Source organism: Flavilitoribacter nigricans DSM 23189 = NBRC 102662, from assembly GCF_002646595.1.
Lineage (GTDB): Bacteria > Bacteroidota > Bacteroidia > Chitinophagales > Saprospiraceae > Flavilitoribacter > Flavilitoribacter nigricans.
In genome coordinates this window covers 77160-97996 of record NZ_PDUD01000034.1, presented here as the reverse complement: position 1 = coordinate 97996, position 20837 = coordinate 77160, and the positions used below count along the sequence as shown (strand labels likewise).

Sequence of the window (20837 nt, the reverse complement as noted above, 5' to 3'; positions counted from 1 at the left end):
TTAAATGCGTACCACTACGCCTTCTTGTTGCAAATATTGCTTGAGGTCGATGATCTCGATCTCTTTAAAGTGAAAGATACTGGCGGCCAGTCCGGCATCCGCTTTACCGGTGGTAAAAACGTCCTTAAAGTGCTCCATCGTGCCGGCGCCGCCGGAGGCGATCACCGGAATGGACAAAGACTCGGATACCCGCGCGGTAATGTCGTTGGCAAAACCCGCTTTCGTACCGTCGTGATCCATAGAGGTGAACAGGATCTCTCCGGCTCCGCGATCTTCGGCTTCTTTCACCCAGGGGAGCAGCGGAATATCCGTCTTGATCCGGCCTCCGTTCAGATGCACGTACCATTCATTGTCTACAAATTTCGCATCTACGGCCAGAACCACAAACTGACTGCCAAAATGTTTGGCCATTTCGCTGATCAGTTCCGGTTGCCGGACGGCCGCGGAATTGATCGAGATCTTATCTGCTCCGGAATTCAGGAGTACCTCTACATCTTCAACTGATCTGATCCCGCCGCCAATAGTGAAAGGGATATTGAGGTGTCGGGCAATTTCCCGGGCCAGTTGCGCCAGTGTTTTCCGTTTTTCGTGCGTAGCGGTGATATCGAGGAAAACCAGCTCGTCCGCACCCGCTTCGCTGTACCGGGCCCCCAACTCAACCGGGTCACCGGCATCGCGCAGGTTGACGAAATTGCCCCCCTTTACCGTACGGCCATCCTTAATATCCAGACAGGGTATAATGCGCTTTGCAAACATGTCTTGTTAATTTAAAAAGTAAAGTGCTCAAACGGCCACAAAAAGCCGAATAACCATGGCGACGTCCCAGTGTCCTATCATCCTACAAACGCCCGCAATTCTCCCAAGCTGATCTTCTGCTCGTAGATCGCTTTCCCGATGATCGCGCCGAAACAGCCGATCTCCGCCAGTTGCTCCACTTCCTGCATGGAAGTAACGCCGCCGCTGGCGATCAGATTCAGGTCCGGGAAGGTTTCCCGGATCTGCCGGTAGAGGTCCAGGGCGCTTCCCGCCAGAAGACCGTCCTTGGATACATCCGTACAGATCGTATAACGAACTCCTTTCGCCAGATAATCCTGCAGAAAGGGGAATAATTCGAGCTGACTTTTCTCCTGCCAACCGCTGACGGCCACCATGCCGTCCTTGACATCCGAGCCGAGGATGATCCGGTCGCTGCCGTACTGCTGCAGCCAGCCCTCAAACAGTTCCGGATCCTTAACGGCCACCGTTCCTCCGGTGATCTGCCGGGCTCCGCTGTCAAAGGCAATGCGTACATCCTCGTCGGATTTCAGGCCGCCGCCAAAATCGATGTGCAGGCCGGTATTGGACGCCAGGCGCTCCAGCACTTTATGATTAATGATCCGGCTGGCTTTGGCGCCGTCCAGATCCACCAGGTGCAGGCGTGTGAGGCCGGCATCTTCAAACTGCTGAGCCACCTCCAGCGGGTCTTCATTGTAGACCTTTTTCTGTTGGTAGTCTCCCTGGGTCAGGCGGACGCATTTGCCGTCGATAATATCAATTGCTGGAATGATTTGCATAAGAGAAGTCGTTGGTCAGATAGAACTTTTATATGAATAGCCCGGATCCGGGCCAGAGCTTTGATCTCTACTGGGCCAGAAAATCCTTCAGGATCTGTTCGCCCACCTTGCCCGATTTTTCGGGATGGAACTGCGTAGCATAGAAATTATCCTTGCGCAATACGGAAGTGAACGGCTGACAATAGTTCGTTGTGGCGGCCGTGTAGGGCCCCTTTTCCACATAATAGCTGTGGACGAAATAAGTGTATTGGCCGTCGAGTTCCGGACTGAGCCAGGTGCCGGGCTGCAGATCAAGAGAGTTCCAGCCCATATGGGGTACTTTCTCACCGTTGCCCGGTTGGAACAAACGCACATGCTGGGGAATGATCCCCAGGCATTCCGTATCGTTCTCCTCGGAATAGTCGCAGAGCAACTGCATGCCCAGGCAAATACCCAGCACCGGCTGAGTCAGACTGCGAATGAGGTCGTCCAGCCCTTTTTGGCGCAGGTGCTTCATCGTCGAATTAGCTTCGCCTACTCCCGGAAAGATCACCTTATCCGCCGTCCGGATCAACTCGTGGTCATCGGTCAGCGTGGCGTCTATACCCGGCAGCCGGTCCATGGCGAATAAAACGGATTGAACGTTGCCGGCATTGTAATTTATGATCGCTACTTTCATTGCAATAAGGTTGACGTTGAGTGGCTATAAAGTACCTTTGGTAGAGGGCAGACGCATGTGTTCCGGATCGCGTTTTTTGGCCATTTTTATGGCCCGGGACCAGGCTTTGAAAATGCCTTCGATCTTGTGGTGTTCGTTGTCGCCTTCGGCCTTCACATTGAGGTTGCAGGCGGCCGTATCGCTGAAGGATTTGAAGAAGTGGTAGAACATTTCGGTGGGCATCTGGCCGATCATTTCCCGCTTGAAGTCGGCTTCCCACACCAGCCAGGGGCGTCCGCCGAAATCAATGGCCACCTGCGCCAGGCAGTCATCCATGGGCAGGCAGTATCCGTAGCGTTCGATGCCCATTTTGTCGCCGAGCGCTTTGCGAAAAGCCTCTCCGAGCGCCAGGGCCGTATCTTCAATGGTATGGTGCTCGTCAATGTGAAGGTCCCCCTTTACATGGACGCTGAGGTCGCTGTTGGAGTGTTTGGCCAGTTGGTCCAGCATGTGGTCGAAAAAACCGATGCCCGTCTGGTTGTCGGCCCGACCGGTGCCGTCGAGGTTGAGCTCGATCCGGATGTCCGTTTCCTTGGTGGTCCGCACCACGGATGCCTTACGGGCCGGCAGTTTGAAAAATTCGTAGATCTCGCGCCAGGAAGTCGTTTTAAGCTGAATAACGTCTTCGAGGCTGGCGGCTTTCCCGTCCAGTTCCCCGGCACCCAGTTTCGGATCGTTATTGATCCAGATGCCGCGGCAACCCAGATTTTTCGCCAATTCCATATCCGTGAGCCGGTCCCCGACTACAAAGGAATTCGCCAGGTCAAAATCCCCTTCCAGGTAATGCGTCAGCAGACCGGTACGGGGTTTGCGGGTCGGAGCGTTCTCGTGGGCGAAGGTGCGGTCGATCACGATCTCCCGAAAGGTGATGCCTTCGTTTTCCAGGGTTTTGAGCAGCAAATTGTGCGGTGGCCAGAAGTCCGTCTCCGGAAAAGAATCCGTACCGAGACCGTCCTGGTTCGTCACCATGACCAGCTCAAAATCGGTTTCCTGTACAATGCGGGAGAGGTGCTGAAATATGCCCGGATAGAATTCCAGTTTATCCAGACTGTCCAGCTGGTAATCATCCGGTTCTTTGACCAGCACACCGTCGCGATCGAGAAATAATATCTTCTGCATGTTATTTTTATTGGGACGCTCTGTCGTACGTCTTATTATTGAGTTTAGTTCCGGAGCTTTCTCCAGGGAATAAGTACATACCCTAATTTTCGAAGGTTTTCAGGGCCGCCATCAATTGCTCATTCTCATCCGGCGTTCCCACCGTAAACCGAAGGCAACCTTCACACATCAGCACTTTGGAGCGATCCCGGACGATGATGCCCCGCTCCGTCAGGTAGTGGTACAGCTTCTGGGGTTCATCCACTTTAGCCAGCACAAAGTTAGCATCCGAAGGATAGATCAGTTGCACGAAATCCAGTTGATCCAAAGCGCTGGTCAGCTGGCCGCGCTGGTCAATGATGGTTTGCAGTTTTTCTTCGTAATCAGTTTCCTTTTGCAGGGCCTCCAGCGCTGCCCGCTGGGTGAGTTCATTGACGTTGTACGGAGGTTTCACCTTGTTGAAATAACCGATGATCTCTTCCGAGGCGAAGATCATACCGAGCCGGATGCCGGCCAGGCCCCAGGCTTTGGAAAAGGTCTGCATGACCACAAGATTGGAGGCGGTGGCCAATTGTTCCGTAAAACTCGGCTGATCCGCAAAATCAATGTAGGCTTCGTCGATAGCGACAATGCCGGGGAACTGCCCGATCAACTGCTGGATAGCCCCGGCATCCAAACTATTGGCCGTCGGGTTATTCGGACTGCATAGGAAAAGGATCTTGGAATGCTGGTCGGCTGCGGCCAGAATACCGTCCACATCCGGTTGAAAGCCCGGCAACAAGGGCACTTTTTTTACCGGCACATTGGCGATGTCGGCACTTACCTGGTACATCCCGTAGGTAGGCGGTAGCGTAATGATGTGATCTTCTCCCGGTTCGCAGAAGATCCGGATCAGCAGATCGATCACCTCATCGCTGCCGTTCCCCAGGGCAATTTGCGAAACGGGAACATGCTTGATCGCACTGATCCGCTCCTTAACGGCCCACTGCAGCGGATCGGGATAACGGTTGAGCCCGTTCTCAAAGGGGTTCTCGTTGGCATCCAGGAAGATGTCGGCCCGGCCTTTGTATTCACTGCGGGCGGAAGAATAGGGCGTCAGTCGGCGGATATTGGGCCGTACCAGCGCTTCGATATTTGTTGTAGTCATAATCGAAAACGGATTATGGGTAGATCAATTGGTCAATTTTCGGAGGCGGATACTCACCGCCTGTTTGTGGGCCTCCAGTTCTTCCGCGGCCGCCATGGCCTCCACCGTTGGCCCCAGCCGGCGCAGCCCCTCCGGACTCAGCCGCTGAAAAGTGATCTTTTTAACGAATGCGTCCAGGGAAACGCCACTGTAGGAACGTGCGAATCCGTTGGTCGGCAGCGTATGGTTGGTACCCGAGGCGTAGTCTCCCACGGATTCGGGCGTATAATTCCCCAGAAAGACGGATCCTGCATTGATCACCCCTTCCGCGAATTCATCCACTTGTTTCAGCGAAAGGATCAGGTGTTCCGGAGCATAAAAATTGATCATCTCCAGAGCTTCCTGTCGTTCGGTCACTACCATGGCGGCGCTGTTATCCAGCGCAGCGCGGGCGATCTCGGCCCGGGGCAAAACTTCCAGTTGGCGATCGATCGCCTCTCGTACGTCCTGAATGAACTGCTCGGTAAAACCGATCAGTACCACCTGGCTGTCCGTACCGTGTTCGGCCTGAGACAGCAAATCGGCGGCTACGTATTCCGGATCGGCAGTCTCATCGGCGCACACCAGTACTTCCGACGGTCCGGCGGGCATGTCAATGGGAAGGCCCGCTTTGTTGACGAGCTGTTTGGCGGCCGTCACGTACTGGTTGCCGGGGCCAAATATTTTATAAACCTGGGGAACGGATTCCGTTCCGTAAGCCATGGCGCCAATGGCCTGGACGCCACCGATCTTGAAGATCTTGGTAATGCCCACCAGATCCGCCGTATAAATAATGGCGGGGTGGATGCCCCCCTGGTGCGTCGGTGGTGAGCACAGTACGATCTCCCGGCAGCCGGCGAGGCGGGCCGGGATCCCCAACATTAATACGGTGGAAAAAAGCGGTGCCGTTCCGCCGGGGATGTAGAGGCCGACTTTTTCGATGCCGACACTTTTGCGCCAGCAACTGACGCCCGGCATGGTCTCCACGACCTGGGGCTCCTGGTGCTGACTGGCGTGGAAGCGCTCGATATTTTGAGCGGCCTGCTGAATGGCGGCCTTTAATTCCGGATCCAGGGATTTGCGGGCGCGGTCGATCTCCTCGGAAGTGACCAGCATGTGCTCCGGGCGGACACCGTCAAACTTTTCGGTATAACGGAGTACGGCCGCATCGCCCTCGGCTTTGATCTCCTGCAGTACGCCGGCTACGGTATTTTCCAGTTGGGAATGATCCAGAGCGGGTCTTTGCAGGATATGATCCCAGTTTTCTTTATTGGGTTGGAGGTACGTTTTCATAGTTACAGGATCATTTTTTCGATAGGAACTACCAGAATACCCTGAGCCCCGGCATCCTTCAACTGATCGATGATGTCCCAGAAGCGGTCTTCGGCGATCACCGTATGGATAGAGCTCCAGCCCTCAGCGGCCAGCGGCATTACGGTGGGGCTTTTCATGCCCGGTAGAACTTTGATAATGGTCTCCACCGAAGCGTTGGGTGCATTCATCAGCAGATACTTGTTGCTGCGGGCCGCCAGGACGGACTTTATCCGGAACAACAATTTGTCTAAAATGGCCTGGAGTTCGGTACTGAGTTGTTCACCGGCGACAATAGCTGCTTCGGATTTGAGAATAATGTCTTTTTCTTCCAGTCCGTTTTTGAATAGGGTGCTTCCGGAGCTGACGAGGTCGCAGATCGCATCGGCCAGCCCGATGTTGGGCGCAATTTCTACAGAACCGGATATTTCGTGGATTTCGGCGGAGATCTGGTGGCGATCGAGGTACTGGCGGAGGGAGTTGGGATAGGAAGTCGCGATCTTTTTGCCGTTGAGGTCTTGCGGGCCGGAGAATTCCGTGTCTTTGGGAAGTGCGATGGAGAGGCGGCAGGTCGAAAATCCGAGGGGCAGTATTTCTTTAATGGCCTTTTGTTTTTCGACCACGGTGTTCTGCCCGATGATCCCGATATCGGCGACTCCATCCTGGACGTATTGCGGAATATCGGAATTTCGCAGGTAGAGGATATCGACGGGGAAGTTGCGGGCCCTGGCCTTCAGTTGATCCTTACCGTTGTCGATACTGATGCCGCATTCTTTGAGGAGTTTTAGCGAGTCATCCAGTAAACGGCCGGATTTTTGAACGGCAATTTTCAGGCGTGTTGTTGACATGATTTTGGATTCTGGACATTCTGAAAATAAAAAAAGAGGTTTACCGACAAATGGTAAACCTCTTTTTAGCTTTAGTGCTGATATGCTAGTTACACAAAGGAATCACCATTCGCCCCGGGGAGCAAAGAAATGATGGTGATGATGACGATGTGTAAAACGCATAATGGTTATTATAGAAGTGGTGCGGGGCAGAATCGAACTGCCGACACCAGGATTTTCAGTCCTGTGCTCTACCAACTGAGCTACCGCACCATAATTTCAATTGTGCCCTTTTTCGTAAGGCGGAGCAAAAATAGGCGGTTTTTTTAAAAAACACAACATCCGCCAAAAAAAATGTGAATATTTGAGAAAAGATACCACTTCATCCAATATATAGCTGTTCTTAAAGGGTTGTATTTTGGCGCGATCGTAGCGTTTGATCGCAATTGCCCGACCGGAAATTTTTTTTAGCCGGATGGGTGGTCATTCATTTAAAGCACGGAGGCCGCAAAGTCACGCTGGAATTCAGCGCAGCGCCGGTCTGTTGCCTCGGGATAATATAGAAAACGAAAAAGATATGCCATCAAGGATCATTGCGGTTCCCCTTATGTTACTCGCCGGATTATTCGGTTATCTGACTTACGAATACGGAGAACATTACACTTACGGTTTGGTCCTTGCGGTGGTCTTCCTGGTACTGGATTTTGTGTTTGCTCCCCAGATCAACTGGTGGTGGTGGATGCGTTTTCCGCCCGATCTGCCCAAGAGCCTCCACTTACCGGTTGAACAGACTCCCTTTTACCAGCGCTTGTCGGAAGAGGATCAGCGCATTTTCCGGCGACGGGTATTTCTATTCAGTCAGGCTCAGATATTTCGTCCCCAGGCGATCAAAGAAGTTACGGAGGATGTGAAAACGGCCATCTCCACCGCGGCGATCCAGGTGAATTTTCACCGGCTCAACTTCCTTTATCCGGATTACGAAAATATCATCGTCTACCTCCATCCTTTTCCTTCGCCCCAGCACCCGGACCATATGCATGCCTCCGAGTTGTTTGAGGACGAACACGGCAACGGCCTGATCTTTTCTATAGAACACGTACTGCGCTCTTTTCTCGAGCCGGCCGCCTACTATAATGTCTGTATCCACGAATATGCACTCCTGCTGGTAAAGACTTCTCCGGAAGTACAGTTCCCGGAGGTAGGAGAGGAGCACTGGCCGGCCCTGGAACAGATAAGCGGGTTCACCCGGGAGAAGCTGCTGGAATATATCGGGCTGGAAGAAATGGATCCTTTACTGGTGGCTATTCACCATTATCTGGTCTTCCGGGAACGTTTCGATTCGGTCCTTCCGGATCTGGCCGAGGCATTGGATGCCATTTTTCGCCAAAAACCACAATAAGGGGTCTGAAATCATGCCTCCGCAATCCGAACGCTGCATTTTATCGTATCTTAAAGTATATCACCGGTTAGATTCAATACCGGTTCTGAACCGACCACCGACATCAATTGCACATCTTGTTTAACGCTATCGGAGCACCGGTAGCCTGACTTCCAATGTTTACCGGTTATTCTAAAGCAAAGATTTTTCGCTTAAATTATTGTTATTCAGTTGTTTATGGGCTGAATGTGTGACATTTTAGGGTAATTGTCACACCGGTTCTGTCTCTCGGAGATTTCTGGCAAGTCACCAGGAATAAGCAGGGTTTTACAACTTTCATTTATTATTGAAAATAAAATTTATGCTCGGTTAAATTGCAAAAATGTGTTTAATTAACTGATTTACAGGAAATTAAAATTAATATAATAATTTAAAATTAAAATAATTGCATTCTAAATAAATATTTTTTTGTCCATAATTTGGAATTTTGTTTAAGTTTTGTGTAATTTTGGTTCAACAAATCGGATATATTTCCGTTGCCCGTTAAACAAAGTCCAAAATTATGTCTCAACTAGAGTTTTACACCCGTTTCGATCAGCTCTCTACTCTATTGCAGTCATTTGCCTACAATCTGACCAAAAACACCGAAGATGCGAAAGACCTGTTTCAGGAAACCGCTTTTCGGGCCATGACCAACCGGGATAAGTTCCGGCCGGGTACCAATTTGAAAGCCTGGTTGTTTACCATTATGAAAAATATATTCATCAACAATTACCGGAAGAAGGCCAAGGCTAACACGATCATGGATTCAACCGATAATCTATACTACCTGAACTCGGGTAAACAATCCATAGCCAACGGAGCCGAATCCAATATTATGATGGAAGAACTGATCCAAATGATCTCCGGTCTGGATGACAGTATCCGGATCCCTTTCCTGATGCACTATCAGGGATTCAAATACCAGGAGATTGCCGATCATCTGGATCTGCCGCTGGGTACCGTAAAAAGCCGGATATTTTTTGCCCGCAAGGAGCTTAAAGAATTGATCCGGGGGCATTACGGCAGTCTGGAACTGGCGCAAACTGCTGCCGCTCGCTAGCACGGGGAGGCAGCACGGGATTTCAACGGAATAGATCCAGCCGAAAATGATCAGGGCGATGGGGATACGGACCCCCATCGCCCTGATTATTTTTATTTTTGCGGAGATCAAATGAAACTATGGTAGACACTTCATTCGCAACATATTTTCGGGAACGCCTGCTAAACTGGGCGGCGGAGATCGAGCGGCCAATGCCCTGGAAGGGCGAAAAAGATCCTTACCTGATCTGGTTGTCGGAGATCATTCTGCAGCAGACCAGGGTAGAGCAGGGAATGCCCTATTTTGAAAATTTTAAACGGGATTATCCCACCGTGCAAGCACTGGCCGAAGCTCCGGAAGACGAGGTCATGAAGCTCTGGCAGGGACTGGGGTATTATTCCCGGGCGCGCAATCTGCACGCTGCCGCCAAGATCGTCAGTAGCACATACGAGGGGAAATTTCCCGCGGATCACCGGCAACTGCTATCCCTGCCGGGTGTAGGCCCGTATACGGCGGCTGCAATCGCGTCCTTTGCCTTCGCTTTACCCTACGCGGTGGTGGACGGCAATGTATTCCGGATCCTTTCCCGGGTACTGGGCATCGATACGCCGGTGGATACGACGGCCGGGAAAAAGGAGTTTGCCCGCATCGCGCAGGAACTGCTGGATCAGGAAGACCCCGCCCGTTACAATCAGGCGATTATGGATTTCGGGGCCCTGAAGTGTGTGCCGCGCAATCCGGATTGCGAGCGGTGCCCCCTGGCGGATCGCTGCATAGCCCTGCGGGACGGACTCATTGATCTGTTGCCGGTAAAGGAAAAGAAACTCGTCAGGAAAGACCGGTATTTTCAGTATTTCATCCTACAGTGGAAAGATCAGGTGGTCATCCGCAAGCGGACCGCGAAAGATATCTGGCGAAAATTGTATGAATTCCCGCTCATAGAAACTACCGGAATAGAGTTTGGGGGCTGGGCGCAGAGCGATCTGTGGCGGGAATTGGGACTGAAAGAAGCCGGTGAGCTGAAACGCACGGCCGGCCCGTTCCGCCAGCAACTTACCCACCAGCGGATCGTGGCGGTATTCCGGGAAATTGAACTTGCCGGGCCTCCATCGGAGCTTCCGGAGGACTACTTGGTGGTAGATCGAAAAAACTTAGCTAAATTTGCGTTCCCTAAGCTTATAGATTGCTATTTACGGGATAATTCTTTAAATTTATTTTAAGAGAAGTGTATCGTGCATTTCTCAGATTTGATCACGTTTTTTTTAAACCAACTTGCTAATGGTTAATCGCGTAATACTGATCGGTAATCTCGGAAGAGATCCCGAAGTACGTCGCTTGGAGAATGGAGCGGTAGTGGCTAAATTTTCGATCGCTACCAATGAAAATTATAGAGATAAGAGTGGAGAATGGCAGAGCCTTACCGAATGGCACGATATCGTGATGTGGCGCTCCCTGGCCGAGCGGGCAGAGGGCCAGTTGAAGAAAGGCATGCCGGTTTATGTGGAAGGGAAACTGACCCACCGTACCTGGGAAGACCAGGATGGCAATAAACGCAAAACTACCGAAGTGGTAGCTAACTATTTTCGCTCACTGGCTTCCCGTCGGGATGGAGAAGGCAACAACAGCTACTTCCCATCTGCGGACGATGAGTACCCGGGCGGCGGATTCAGCTCTTCATCTGTGGAATCAGATAATTCCTCTTCCGAAGCACCTGTTTCATCAGATGCGGCAGATGATGATTTACCATTCTGAGCAAGAAGGACTGATGGTCGAGGCTTCCCGGCCGGGAATCACTCCAACCCGTCTTCCTGCCTTGCCTATTGTTGCACTTAATTACGGATTCATTGGAAACCGAACCTGGTAGGCTACTTTCAGATAACTTGCCCTTGCTATTGGCGATACCTCCAACTGAGGTCTTTCTGGGAATACTGGCAATTTTATTTTTATTGTTGTGTTCTGCCCTGGTTTCGGGCTCGGAAGTCGCCTTCTTTTCATTGACCCCCAATGATTTTGAGAAACTGCAGCAGGATAATTCCGGAAGCAGCCAGCGCATCCTATACTTAAAGGACAAGCCCAGAAAGCTGTTGGCCACGATATTGATCAGTAATAACTTCATCAATATCGGCATCGTCATTCTTTCGGAGTTTGTACTCAGTAATCTGATCTCTCCGGATATCTTCGACTATTGGGCGGAATCTATTTCCGTGGGTATCCCCTGGTTGTCTCTTTCCAAAGAGGGACTTGCTATTACGTTCAACTTTCTTATCACGGTCGTGTCCGTCACTTTCCTGCTGGTTCTCTTCGGGGAAGTAGCGCCCAAGGTATACGCGCGGATCAACAACCTGCGTCTGGCCCGCATTATGTCCACCCCGCTGGATATCCTGATGCGGATCCTGAACCCCTTCAGTGCCATCCTGGTCAACTGGACCAAAGTGCTGGAAGGTCGCCTGCTCCTGACGGCAGCGGGTGCGGGTCTGGCCAGCCGGGAAGATATCGACGAGGCGATCGAACTGACGGTAAGTAACGGTGAGGACTCCGGTCAGGAGGTGGACCTCTTGAAGAGTATCGTCAAATTCGGCGAAGTGTCCGTCAAGCAGATCATGCGGTCCCGTATCGACGTCATTGCCGTGGATCACCGCATCAGCTATCCCGAATTGCTCGAAGTGGTAAAGGAATCCGGCTACTCCCGGATCCCGGTCTACAATGAAGATTTCGATAATGTGATCGGCCTGCTCTACGTCAAGGACCTGCTTGGATATTTGCACCACGACGAATCTTTTGCCTGGCAAAAGCTGATCCGTACGAACATGCTCTTTGTACCGGAGGCGAAAAAGATCGACGACCTGTTGCGGGAATTCCAGAAAGAACACCTGCACATGGCCATCGTGGTGGACGAATACGGCGGTTCGGCGGGGATCGTTACGCTCGAGGATATTATGGAGGAGATCATCGGGGAGATCCAGGATGAATTTGATGATGACCCCGAGGTGATCTACCACCAGATCGACGACAACAACTTTGTTTTTGACGGTAAGACCCTGCTCAACGACGTTTGCCGGATCGTGGGAATAGATACTTCTACCTTTGACGAGGTAAAAGGCGAAGCGGATTCCGTAGCCGGTCTTTTACTGGAACTTACCGGCGATATGCCTACCGAAGGCGAGGAGATCGTGCAAAAAGAATTCATCTTCCGGGTACTAAAAGTAAGCGAACGACGTATTGAAAGTATACAGTTTACTTTACCCGAGACGACGGCTTCCACAGTTTGAGGTCCGTACTTCCGGATCATCGCTCCCAATTTTTCAAAAGCATACTATTCATGACCCGATATATCAGCTCGTTTTTTTTACTCTGTCTTTTACTGATCTGTTTTGCCTGTGGAGAAGAAGGCGTGATCACGCCCCGTCCGAGAGCTTATCCCAAAATCGATTTTCCAGTGAAGAATTACGAGGCGTTCGATAAGGATTACTGCAATTTTAGCTTTCAATATCCCGCTTATACGGAGATCGTGCAGGATACCAGCTTTTTTAACGAAAAGCCGGCCCATCCCTGCTGGTTTGATATCTTCTATCCTTCCTTCGATGCGCGTTTGCATTTTACCTACGCATCGGCGGATAGTCCGGAAGCATTGAGCGAACTCAAAAACGATGCATTCGAACTGGTGGACTGGCAGAATAAGCGGGCTAACTATATCGAAGAGATCCGCATCCAAAAACCGGATGCTAATTTGGAAGGCATGGCCTTTGATATTACGGGGCCGGCCGCTTCCCCTTTTCAGTTCTATCTGACGGATAATCGTGAGCATTTTGTGCGGGCTTCCCTTTATTTCAATACCCACATCAATCCCGATTCTCTGGCTCCGCTGTACGATTTTGTGAAGATGGACATCACCCACCTGATCGATACTTTCGAGTGGGAATAGACCCGGCAGGGGGGCTTTGAATCGTACCGGTCTAATTGACCCGGTGGAGATGATATTTTTCCACCATGCGGATCAGCTTGTTTGCGTAAGCCGGATCGGTAGCGTAACCGGCATCCTGCAATCCCTGGGCCCATCCTTTATAATCCTTCCAGGATAGATCGAAAAGTGCGGCGTAACGGACGTCATTATTGAGCCAGTCGGCAAAATCGCGGTAACTTTCCTCTACATTGTCGTACGCCCGGAAACAAGCCTTGATCCGGGTTGCTTTTCCTTTTACGTATTCTTTGGTACCACTGCAGTATCGGGCCCCGGCGGTGCCTTTGCCTTTCATGCCAAAGTGGTTTTTTCCCTCCTGGGCCAGTTTGCTTTTTCCCCAGCCGCTTTCGAGGGCACCTACGGCGAGGATGATCGCCGGGGGTACGCCGGTATCCCAGCCTACATCCAGGGCCGTTCTTCCGAATTGTTGCACGTAGGCTTCGGCCTGTGCGGGCCTTTCGTATACGGCCCGGGAATTGGGCCACACCCAAAACGAGATCAGAAAGACCAGATAACACAAAAGCAAAAAACGAAGATGGCGTCTTATACGCATGACCTAAATATTATACCTCAAGATATTTGGTAAATAAATGGGTTAAAGATGCGGGGGTGGATCGACGAGATCCGGGGCAAAATTCGGGATTTTTTCAGGTTTAAACAACCACCCGGGAAAAATGGATCCGGAAGGCAGCGTTCGGCATTGCCAGACGCTCTTTTGATACGCGCGGAGCGCCTGCGGGCCGAAAAAATAACGACTTATTAGAGCGGTAAATTGCCGGGAGTCTCTTGGTGCCTGTTGGCTGCTTTGATCCTGTTTTTCCCAGGCTTGGTCCTTAAAACTGGAGATTGCCGGATAAAAGGGATAACTCTAAATAAAAAAATTATGGGATGGTCAGGTTGGGATATGCCCAAAGAACACAAGCTGAGGAAGAACCGGAAAGTATTCGCCAGAAGAAAAGCTCAGGTCGAATTCAAAAGGCGGACTGCGGGCGGAAGTGGGCAAGGGGCTGATACTCCGGTCCGGCGGGATACACCGAGGTGGTCCCGGGACCGAAAAAGTCCCGTCTGGCATTACCTGCTGATGATCTTCATTTTGGGTACGGTAGGGGTGTTAACGTGGAGTGTATTCCGCGGCTATTGGACCTTCTCCGGGGAACGGGAAAAACTGGCTCTGGAAAATGAAGCGTACCGTCGCCACCAACTGGAACGACAAAAACAGGAAGCAGTAGCGTTGGCAATCGACAGTGGATGGGATGCCCTGTCCCACCGGGAATATACGGTGGCTGAAGAGGAATTTGCCCAGGCACTCCGGCTTTTTCCGGAGCATCCGGACGCCCGGCGGGGCCTGGTTTGGAGTCGGGTCCTGATCTGCGAGACAACCGCTCAGGATTGCCGGCAGGCACTGGAGCTTCTGAATGCTTATCTGGCGGATAACCCGGATGCCGAACTCTCCATTTACCAGTCCCGGCTGCAGGGCAGGGGGCAGAAGTAGCTGATCTTCGGAGGGTTACCGGATGGCCGTAAAGCAGAAAAACCTTAACAATCCGGCAACAAAACGCACATGACTACCATAAACTGGTGTTAAATAAGTAAACAGAGGGTAATGATTTTCCTTTTCATGACATATAGTATATAGAGAAGCGTCTAAAAAAGCCTAGTAATTATCGAAAGAAATGGCTGATCTACCAATTGGATGCTAGCTTTGACTAAAACACAGGACTATGAAAAAGCAATTTAAAAATCGTCTCGAAGCCATTGACTGGATGGCCGAATTCGCCGAAAACGAAGGACAATTCGAAGTCCTGCGTGAACAGCTTGAATTCAATTTCATTTATACCGGTACGTTGTTTCTGGATATTGGTGAGAAGCCCGCCGAAGTAGTGTGGCTGGGACAAAAAGAAACGCCGAAACGTCTGTGAAAATCGGTTGGTCAGGCAAGTCGCCACTTAGGGCAGTCCATGCATCTATCAGATCATTTCCTAAACCCGGTAAACAGCAAAATGCGAGCTTTGGAGCAAAGGACAAGGAGTAATACGAACGCTGTACAATTGCTCCGTTGGGTCCAGTGCTCCTCCACTCTTATACCTTTTCAGATAAGCGGAGAATTATATGTGGTGCCGAACGGTAAAGCCCGGCCCGTTTTAAAGAGCTTAAATATAGAGGCTTTTATTGATAAGTAAACTATCTGATCTCCAAATAAATGGAAACTTAGCGCTATTTACCCGAACGGGCGCGCTCCCAGGCCCAGGCCGACTCCATAATAGCGTCGATATCCCGCTCCGGTTTCCAGCCTAATTCCCGTTCCGACCGTTCTTTATCGGCATAAATAGCCACCACATCTCCCGGCCGCCGGGGACCAATCTCATAATTCAATTTTTCACCGGATACTTTTTCGAAAGCCTTGATGGCTTCCAGTACGGATACGCCTTCGCCGATCCCGAGATTAAAGATCTCACAGTTGGTGGCGTTCTTTTTCTGCAGCAGGAATTGCAGTGATTTCGTATGCGCGTTGGCGAGGTCCATCACGTGGATGTAGTCCCGGATGCAGCTGCCGTCCCGGGTATCATAATCCGCACCAAAAACGGTCATGGATTTCCGTTTTCCGATAGCCGTCTCCGTGATCACCGGCACCAGATTGCTGGCGGGGTTGGAAGGCGCTTCGCCGATGATGGCACTTTCGTGGGCACCGGCCGGATTGAAATAGCGGAGCAGCACGGCCTGGTGATCCGGATGTACTTTGGCAAAATCCCGGATGATCTGTTCACCCATCTGTTTGGTGCGGGCGTAGGGCGATTCCGCTTCCTGAAAGGGCGTATTTTCCGTAACCGGAAGTTCTTCGGCATTGCCGTAGACGGAACAGGAGGAGGAGAAGATGAGGTTCGCCACCTCAAAGGTTTCCATACAGGTAAGCAGATTGATCAGCCCCAGCAGGTTGTTCCGGAAATAAGCGAGCGGTTTTTCTACCGATTCGCCCACCAGTTTGTAAGCAGCAAAATGAATGATCCCTTCGATATCCGGATGATCCCGGAAGACCTGGAGCAGACTGGCCAGATCAACCAGATCAATACGGTAGTTAGTGACTTTTACGCCGGTGATCTTTTCGATCCCCTCCAGTACATCATCATTGGAGTTGGTTAGATTATCGATGGAAACTACCTCAAATCCGTTATTGATCAGGTCTATAATGGTGTGGCTGCCGATGTAACCCGTACCGCCGGTGACCAGTACTTTGCTCATAATTTTGCTTGTTTTGAATGGCGAAGGTACTGTTTTTAGATTCAAAATGGGACCGGTGGCCGACCTTTATCGGCCAATATATTTTGCTCCCTCCGGAATCCTTCTAACTTTGCCGGCTCAGATTTTTGTAAAAAACCAAATGCCCATGATTAATTGGAAAGACCTCGCTGAAAATGTTATCGAAATTGCAGAAGCGGCGGGTGCCGCCATCCTCGATATTTACCGCAATGAGGCCGATTTTAACGTTGAAATGAAATCGGATGACTCCCCGCTCACCAAAGCCGACCGGGCGGCTAATGCCGTTATCTGTGAAGGCCTGGAAAATTTATCTCAGGTATTTCCAATTGTTTCCGAAGAGAATAAAGCCATTCCCTACGAGGAGCGCAAGGATTTTGCCTACTACTGGCTGGTAGATCCGCTGGACGGTACTAAAGAATTCATCAAGCGCAATGGCGAGTTCACCGTCAATATCGCATTGGTGTACGAGCAGCAACCGGTATTCGGCGTGGTGTATGCACCCGTACTCGAGGAAATGTACTGGGCGATTAAAGGGCAGGGAGCCTGGATGCGCAAAGGAACAACGCAGCAGACGCTCCGGGCAAATACCTTCAGCATGTCCGACGAAGGTTTGAAAGTCGTGTGCAGCCGTTCTCACCTCAACGAAGGGACCCAGGCGTTTATCGACGCCCTGAATCAGCCGGAAAAAGTATCCCAGGGAAGTTCCCTGAAATTCTTGCTGATGGCCAAAGGTGCCGCTCACGTGTATCCCCGCCTCGGACCGACGATGGAATGGGATACGGGCGCCGCTCAGATCGTTTTGGAAGAAGCCGGCGGAAAAGTGATCGACGAGGAGACCAAAGCGCCGCTGCGCTATAATAAGGAGAACCTGCTGAACCCTTATTTCATCGCCTACGGCAATATAACCGACTGATCGCTTCGTTGAAAATACCAGCCCAATAGCGCCGGAAGCGCAAAACCCAGGGAATTCAGGCTACCGTGTACCGCGTACATCCAGGGAATAGAGAGCCACGGGATCGGATGGTAGTACCGCCATCCGTATAAGATCGCCAGGCTCATACCCAGCAGCAGGGATACGCCGGCTAAAGACCAGCAAATACTGCAAATGACCGCTTGCTTTCCAAAAAAGGCTGCCCGCAGATAGCTCAGGCCGACCGCTATACCTCCGGCAGCCATGATCAGCACCGCAGCGGTTTCTATCCACGGTGACCAACCCCACTGGGAGGTGGTAATGCCCACCGCCGTCAGTGGTACTCCGAGTGCTACCGAACTGAGCAGATAGTTGACCCATTGCGGATGCTCCCATTGCAGGGCTTTACCGGCAAGCCAGAGCAGGGCAAAGCCGGCGTAATGGAAGTGCACCGCGGTGAGCAGTACGATCAGCGGATCAAACCCCAAAGGTTGCCAGCTAAAACGGTCAGCTACGGCCCACATAGCGCCGATACACAGGTAAACCAGTGCCAGTAGCCGGACGAGCCAGAAAAGGGACAAAGGCGCTTGCCTGGATCTCCATTGTCGATAGACCGATAGCAAAATATAACCTGAGAATAGTAACCAGGGAGTGGCCAGCAGTCCACTCAGCGGCCCCGGACCCAACAGGTGAGCAAGGAGTAAAGAACCGGCGGCAATGGGATAGTAAGCCTTTCCGGCCGCGGTTGGGCCGGTACCCATCCGGTCGGTTTTCAGCGCCAGAGGAACGATCAGGCCAACGGCGAGTAGTAATATGCCCTGTACCCAGAGATTATCCATGATCGGCCGTATTGTGGGTTAAATTTTTCATCAATGCCATGGATTCCCGGACAAATCGCCGTTGCTGACTGCGGGCAAAGGGATAGACCAGCCTTACGATCAAGTAGGCCGGGCGGGAAAACGCCTTGATCTTATACCAGACCTTTCCATGCTCATCCATTTCCACCAGAAATAGTTCTTCTCCCGATTCTACGTGTCCCGGCAGGGTGCCGTAGGCAAACCCGAAACGGCTGTCCTCGTCAATGGTATATCGGATCTCGCTGGAGTTCCACCACCATACTCCCAATAATTTAAAAAGTACCAGGACCTGTTGGCCGGTTGTGATCGGAGCGTTATCCGGATAGACTTTAGTCCAGTTGGGAGGAAACATCTTCCAGTTCCGGATCGCTGCTTTGGCTGTCGCAAAAACGGAGGGCCCGCTTCCCAGACAGACCTTACGTTCATCGTAATCGTATTTTCCGGTCAGCGGCGTATTTAGTTTTTCCCGAAAGTCAAGGCGGGTACCGAATTGCCCGGGATAGACCGGGGATAAAGTCTTTCTGCTGATCAGGAACTGATCGAGCTGGAGAGGAGTGGGCGTAGTGAAACCTACTTTCATAGTAGCGGATTTATGGTGATTGGATGCAGGAATGGCGGTAAATCCGGCCAGACCCGGTTTTCATCCGTTTTAATAGCTAACAAAAATAAACTTTCATTAGTTTCAAAAAATATTGAAAATTTTAATTTTGAACTGATCTGGCCTGATTGCTCTTGAATATTTTCTAACTTAACGTGAGCTATTATCTGCAGGATGAGGGCTTTACTGGCATAGCCGGTAACGGCAATAAGTAAAGTGCCCACTTGTCAAAACTCACCGAAAAAAGGGGATATGAAAAAAATTACGATCAGTCTGCTGTTACTTTTATGCATTCAGTCAGTACTGCCGGCCCAACGTAAAGAACGCACGGAAAAACCGGCCCTACACGGAAAACACTGGATGGCGATCACCGGTAAACCGCTGGGTGCCACCGCCGGAGCCATGATCTTTCAACAGGGCGGTAATGCGATAGACGCGGCCTGCGCAATGTTGGGCGCCACCAGCACAATGTGGGATGTACTCAGTTGGGGAGGGGAGACCCAGGCCCTTATTTACAATCCGAATACCGGTAAGGTGATCGGCATTAATGCGTTGGGAGTAGCGCCGACGGGTGCGACCCCCGAATTCTTTAAGGACAAAGGCATGAAACATCCCCCGGAATACGGTCCGCTGGCTGCCGTGACTCCCGGAACTCCTGGAGGTTTAATGCACATGCTGGCGGAATACGGTACGATGAGCCTGGCTGAAGTGCTGGCGCCGGCGATGGAAATGGCGCGGGGGTATCCGATCGAAGCCCAGGCGGCCAATTCAATCGAAAAATACCGGGAAGAGATCGAGCAATGGCCCTATTCCCGGGAGGTGTTCTTCACGCATCCGGGAGAAGAACGGGTAGCGCCGCATCCCGGCGAGATCTTCCGGCAGCACGACCTCCTGAATACGCTGGAAAAACTGGTGAAAACCGAAGCGCAGGCCCTGGCCAACGGCAGCTCACGCAAAGAGGCGATCTATGCAGCCTACGATCGTTTCTACAAAGGAGATATTGCCCGGGAATTTGTACGCGGCTGCCAGGAACAGGGCGGACTGATCACCCTGGAAGATCTGGCCAACTGGAAAGTGCTTACCGAGGAACCGGTTACGACCAATTACAAAGGGATCGATGTGTTTAAGCTGACAAGCTGGGTGCAGGGACCGGTCATGCTGCAGGCCCTGAATATGCTGGAGAACCTGGACCTGAAATCGATGGGCTACAATTCCTCCCGCTATATCCACGCCATTTACCAGGTGATGAATATGTCCTTTGCGGATCGGGATTTTTACTACGGCGATCCCTACTTCCCGCCGGAAGAACCCATTTTAGGTTTGTTGTCTAAAGAGTACGCCAAATCCCGCGTCAAAGAGATCGATTGGGAAGCCAATGATCCTAACGTAAAACCGGGTAACCCCTATCTGTACCAGGCCGGAGATAATCCATTCATTGATCTTTTGAAAAAATGGGAGGGCTCGGCTGTGGATCCCGCCCGGCAAACCCCGGAATGGGAAGAACAGTTCAAAAAGGATTTCCATGCGGGAACGACTACCATTCAGGCAGCAGATGCCGAAGGATGGGTAGTTTCCGTTACGCCCAGCGGCGGCTGGATACCCGCCTGCATCGCGGGTCGTACGGGGATCGGAATGAGCCAGCGGATGCAGAGCTTTGTGCTGGATGCCCGGCAAAATCCCTACAATGTACTGGAGCCCGGTAAAAGGCCCCGTGCCACCCTCACCCCCAGCATCGCACTGAAGAACGGCCAGCCCTACATTTCATTCGCCGTGCAGGGAGGAGATACCCAGGATCAGAACCTGCTGCAGTTCTTTCTGAATATGGTAGAATTCGATATGACGGTACAGGAAGCCGTGGAAGCGGCCAATATCAACAGTTTTCAACTGCATAATTCCTTCGGGGAGCACGAGATCAAACCGGGAGAATTACTATTGCGGGAGGACATCCGGCAGGATAGCACTATTGCTCCCACTCTCGAACGGATGGGCTATAAGCTCAAATACGAATCGCATACCTCCGGACCGATCAATGCCATCTTTTTCGACTGGCAGAACGGGAGTATGTGGGGCGGTTCCAGTAATTACGGGGAAGATTACGGTATTGGCTGGTAACGATATGGCGTTCGGTACCCGGCGAATGTAGTTTCCG

General features: G+C 51.5%; 22 protein-coding genes and 1 tRNA gene. 10 read left to right on the top strand and 13 right to left on the bottom strand.

Features of this window, described 5'->3' with window-relative positions; translation table 11 throughout:
- From hisF to CRP01_RS28765, 8 genes are all read right to left on the bottom strand, one after another.
- Complete coding sequence (gene hisF / locus CRP01_RS28800; protein ID WP_099153526.1) at positions 1–756, bottom strand: imidazole glycerol phosphate synthase subunit HisF; 756 nt, start codon at positions 754–756, stop codon at positions 1–3.
- A 77-nt stretch (positions 757–833) separates the two neighbouring features.
- Complete coding sequence (hisA, locus tag CRP01_RS28795; protein ID WP_099153525.1) at positions 834–1553, bottom strand: 1-(5-phosphoribosyl)-5-[(5-phosphoribosylamino)methylideneamino]imidazole-4-carboxamide isomerase; 720 nt, start codon at positions 1551–1553, stop codon at positions 834–836.
- Between the two features lie 67 nt (positions 1554–1620).
- Entirely contained in the window at positions 1621–2211 is a 591-nt protein-coding gene (hisH, locus tag CRP01_RS28790; RefSeq protein ID WP_099153524.1) for an imidazole glycerol phosphate synthase subunit HisH, read from the bottom strand.
- 24 nt (positions 2212–2235) lie between these two features.
- On the bottom strand, positions 2236–3369 hold the full coding sequence (hisB, locus tag CRP01_RS28785; protein ID WP_099153523.1) for a bifunctional histidinol-phosphatase/imidazoleglycerol-phosphate dehydratase HisB: 1134 nt from the start codon (positions 3367–3369) through the stop codon (positions 2236–2238).
- Positions 3370–3451: 82 nt separating this feature from the next.
- Complete coding sequence (gene hisC / locus CRP01_RS28780; RefSeq protein ID WP_099153522.1) at positions 3452–4495, bottom strand: histidinol-phosphate transaminase; 1044 nt, start codon at positions 4493–4495, stop codon at positions 3452–3454.
- A 24-nt stretch (positions 4496–4519) separates the two neighbouring features.
- Entirely contained in the window at positions 4520–5806 is a 1287-nt protein-coding gene (gene hisD / locus CRP01_RS28775; protein ID WP_099153521.1) for a histidinol dehydrogenase, read from the bottom strand.
- A gap of 2 nt (positions 5807–5808) precedes the next feature.
- Positions 5809–6672, bottom strand: coding sequence for an ATP phosphoribosyltransferase (gene hisG / locus CRP01_RS28770; protein ID WP_099153520.1), 864 nt, complete (start codon positions 6670–6672; stop codon positions 5809–5811).
- Between the two features lie 179 nt (positions 6673–6851).
- A tRNA-Phe gene (locus CRP01_RS28765) sits at positions 6852–6924 on the bottom strand.
- A gap of 304 nt (positions 6925–7228) precedes the next feature.
- On the opposite strand from CRP01_RS28765, the gene CRP01_RS28760 reads away from it, so the two are divergent.
- The 6 genes from CRP01_RS28760 to gldD all read left to right on the top strand — a co-directional run bounded on the left by CRP01_RS28760 (position 7229) and on the right by gldD (position 13032).
- Complete coding sequence (locus CRP01_RS28760) at positions 7229–8050, top strand: zinc-dependent peptidase (RefSeq protein WP_170110581.1); 822 nt, start codon at positions 7229–7231, stop codon at positions 8048–8050.
- Between the two features lie 541 nt (positions 8051–8591).
- Positions 8592–9131: an RNA polymerase sigma factor gene (locus CRP01_RS28755; RefSeq protein ID WP_099153518.1), complete on the top strand. Its 540-nt coding sequence runs from the start codon at positions 8592–8594 to the stop codon at positions 9129–9131.
- 119 nt (positions 9132–9250) lie between these two features.
- Complete coding sequence (gene mutY / locus CRP01_RS28750) at positions 9251–10330, top strand: A/G-specific adenine glycosylase (protein WP_099153517.1); 1080 nt, start codon at positions 9251–9253, stop codon at positions 10328–10330.
- Positions 10331–10388: 58 nt separating this feature from the next.
- Positions 10389–10862 carry a single-stranded DNA-binding protein gene (locus CRP01_RS28745; RefSeq protein ID WP_099153516.1) on the top strand — a complete coding sequence of 158 codons (474 nt, stop codon included), beginning with the start codon at positions 10389–10391 and terminating at the stop codon, positions 10860–10862.
- A 68-nt stretch (positions 10863–10930) separates the two neighbouring features.
- Positions 10931–12379, top strand: a complete 1449-nt coding sequence (gene gldE, locus CRP01_RS28740) for a gliding motility-associated protein GldE (RefSeq protein WP_394337776.1) — start codon at positions 10931–10933, stop codon at positions 12377–12379.
- Positions 12380–12429: 50 nt separating this feature from the next.
- Positions 12430–13032 (top strand): gliding motility lipoprotein GldD, encoded by a 603-nt coding sequence (gene gldD, locus CRP01_RS28735; protein ID WP_099153514.1) that lies wholly within the window; start codon positions 12430–12432, stop codon positions 13030–13032.
- A gap of 31 nt (positions 13033–13063) precedes the next feature.
- Here gldD and CRP01_RS28730 read toward each other — a convergent pair whose 3' ends face one another.
- Positions 13064–13621, bottom strand: coding sequence for a glycoside hydrolase family 73 protein (locus CRP01_RS28730; protein ID WP_099153513.1), 558 nt, complete (start codon positions 13619–13621; stop codon positions 13064–13066).
- Between the two features lie 330 nt (positions 13622–13951).
- Here CRP01_RS28730 and CRP01_RS28725 point away from each other — a divergent pair, with 330 nt between their 5' ends.
- The gene (locus CRP01_RS28725; RefSeq protein ID WP_143473571.1) at positions 13952–14560 is read left to right on the top strand and encodes a tetratricopeptide repeat protein; all 609 of its coding nucleotides are present in this window, start codon (positions 13952–13954) and stop codon (positions 14558–14560) included.
- Positions 14561–14789: 229 nt separating this feature from the next.
- The gene (locus CRP01_RS28720) at positions 14790–14987 is read left to right on the top strand and encodes a hypothetical protein (protein ID WP_099153511.1); all 198 of its coding nucleotides are present in this window, start codon (positions 14790–14792) and stop codon (positions 14985–14987) included.
- A 295-nt stretch (positions 14988–15282) separates the two neighbouring features.
- Here the strand turns inward: CRP01_RS28720 and galE are convergent, their stop codons facing one another.
- A complete protein-coding gene (galE, locus tag CRP01_RS28715) occupies positions 15283–16305 on the bottom strand; it encodes a UDP-glucose 4-epimerase GalE (RefSeq protein WP_099153510.1) in 1023 nt (340 codons plus the stop codon).
- 145 nt (positions 16306–16450) lie between these two features.
- Here galE and cysQ point away from each other — a divergent pair, with 145 nt between their 5' ends.
- Positions 16451–17236, top strand: coding sequence for a 3'(2'),5'-bisphosphate nucleotidase CysQ (gene cysQ / locus CRP01_RS28710; RefSeq protein ID WP_099153604.1), 786 nt, complete (start codon positions 16451–16453; stop codon positions 17234–17236).
- On the opposite strand, the gene CRP01_RS28705 is transcribed toward cysQ, so the two are convergent.
- From CRP01_RS28705 to CRP01_RS41985, 3 genes are read right to left on the bottom strand one after another with little or no spacing between them, the layout of a single operon-like run.
- Complete coding sequence (locus tag CRP01_RS28705) at positions 17215–18072, bottom strand: YndJ family transporter (RefSeq protein WP_099153509.1); 858 nt, start codon at positions 18070–18072, stop codon at positions 17215–17217. The two genes, cysQ and CRP01_RS28705, sit on opposite strands and share 22 nt — an antisense overlap.
- The gene (locus CRP01_RS28700) at positions 18065–18670 is read right to left on the bottom strand and encodes a DUF1990 domain-containing protein (protein WP_099153508.1); all 606 of its coding nucleotides are present in this window, start codon (positions 18668–18670) and stop codon (positions 18065–18067) included. Before CRP01_RS28700 ends, CRP01_RS28705 begins: the two co-directional genes overlap by 8 nt.
- Positions 18667–18912, bottom strand: coding sequence for a hypothetical protein (locus CRP01_RS41985; protein WP_143473570.1), 246 nt, complete (start codon positions 18910–18912; stop codon positions 18667–18669). Before CRP01_RS41985 ends, CRP01_RS28700 begins: the two co-directional genes overlap by 4 nt.
- 28 nt (positions 18913–18940) lie before the next feature.
- Between CRP01_RS41985 and CRP01_RS28695 the strand changes: the two genes are divergently transcribed.
- The gene (locus CRP01_RS28695; RefSeq protein ID WP_099153507.1) at positions 18941–20800 is read left to right on the top strand and encodes a gamma-glutamyltransferase family protein; all 1860 of its coding nucleotides are present in this window, start codon (positions 18941–18943) and stop codon (positions 20798–20800) included.
- Positions 20801–20837: the final 37 nt, after the last annotated feature.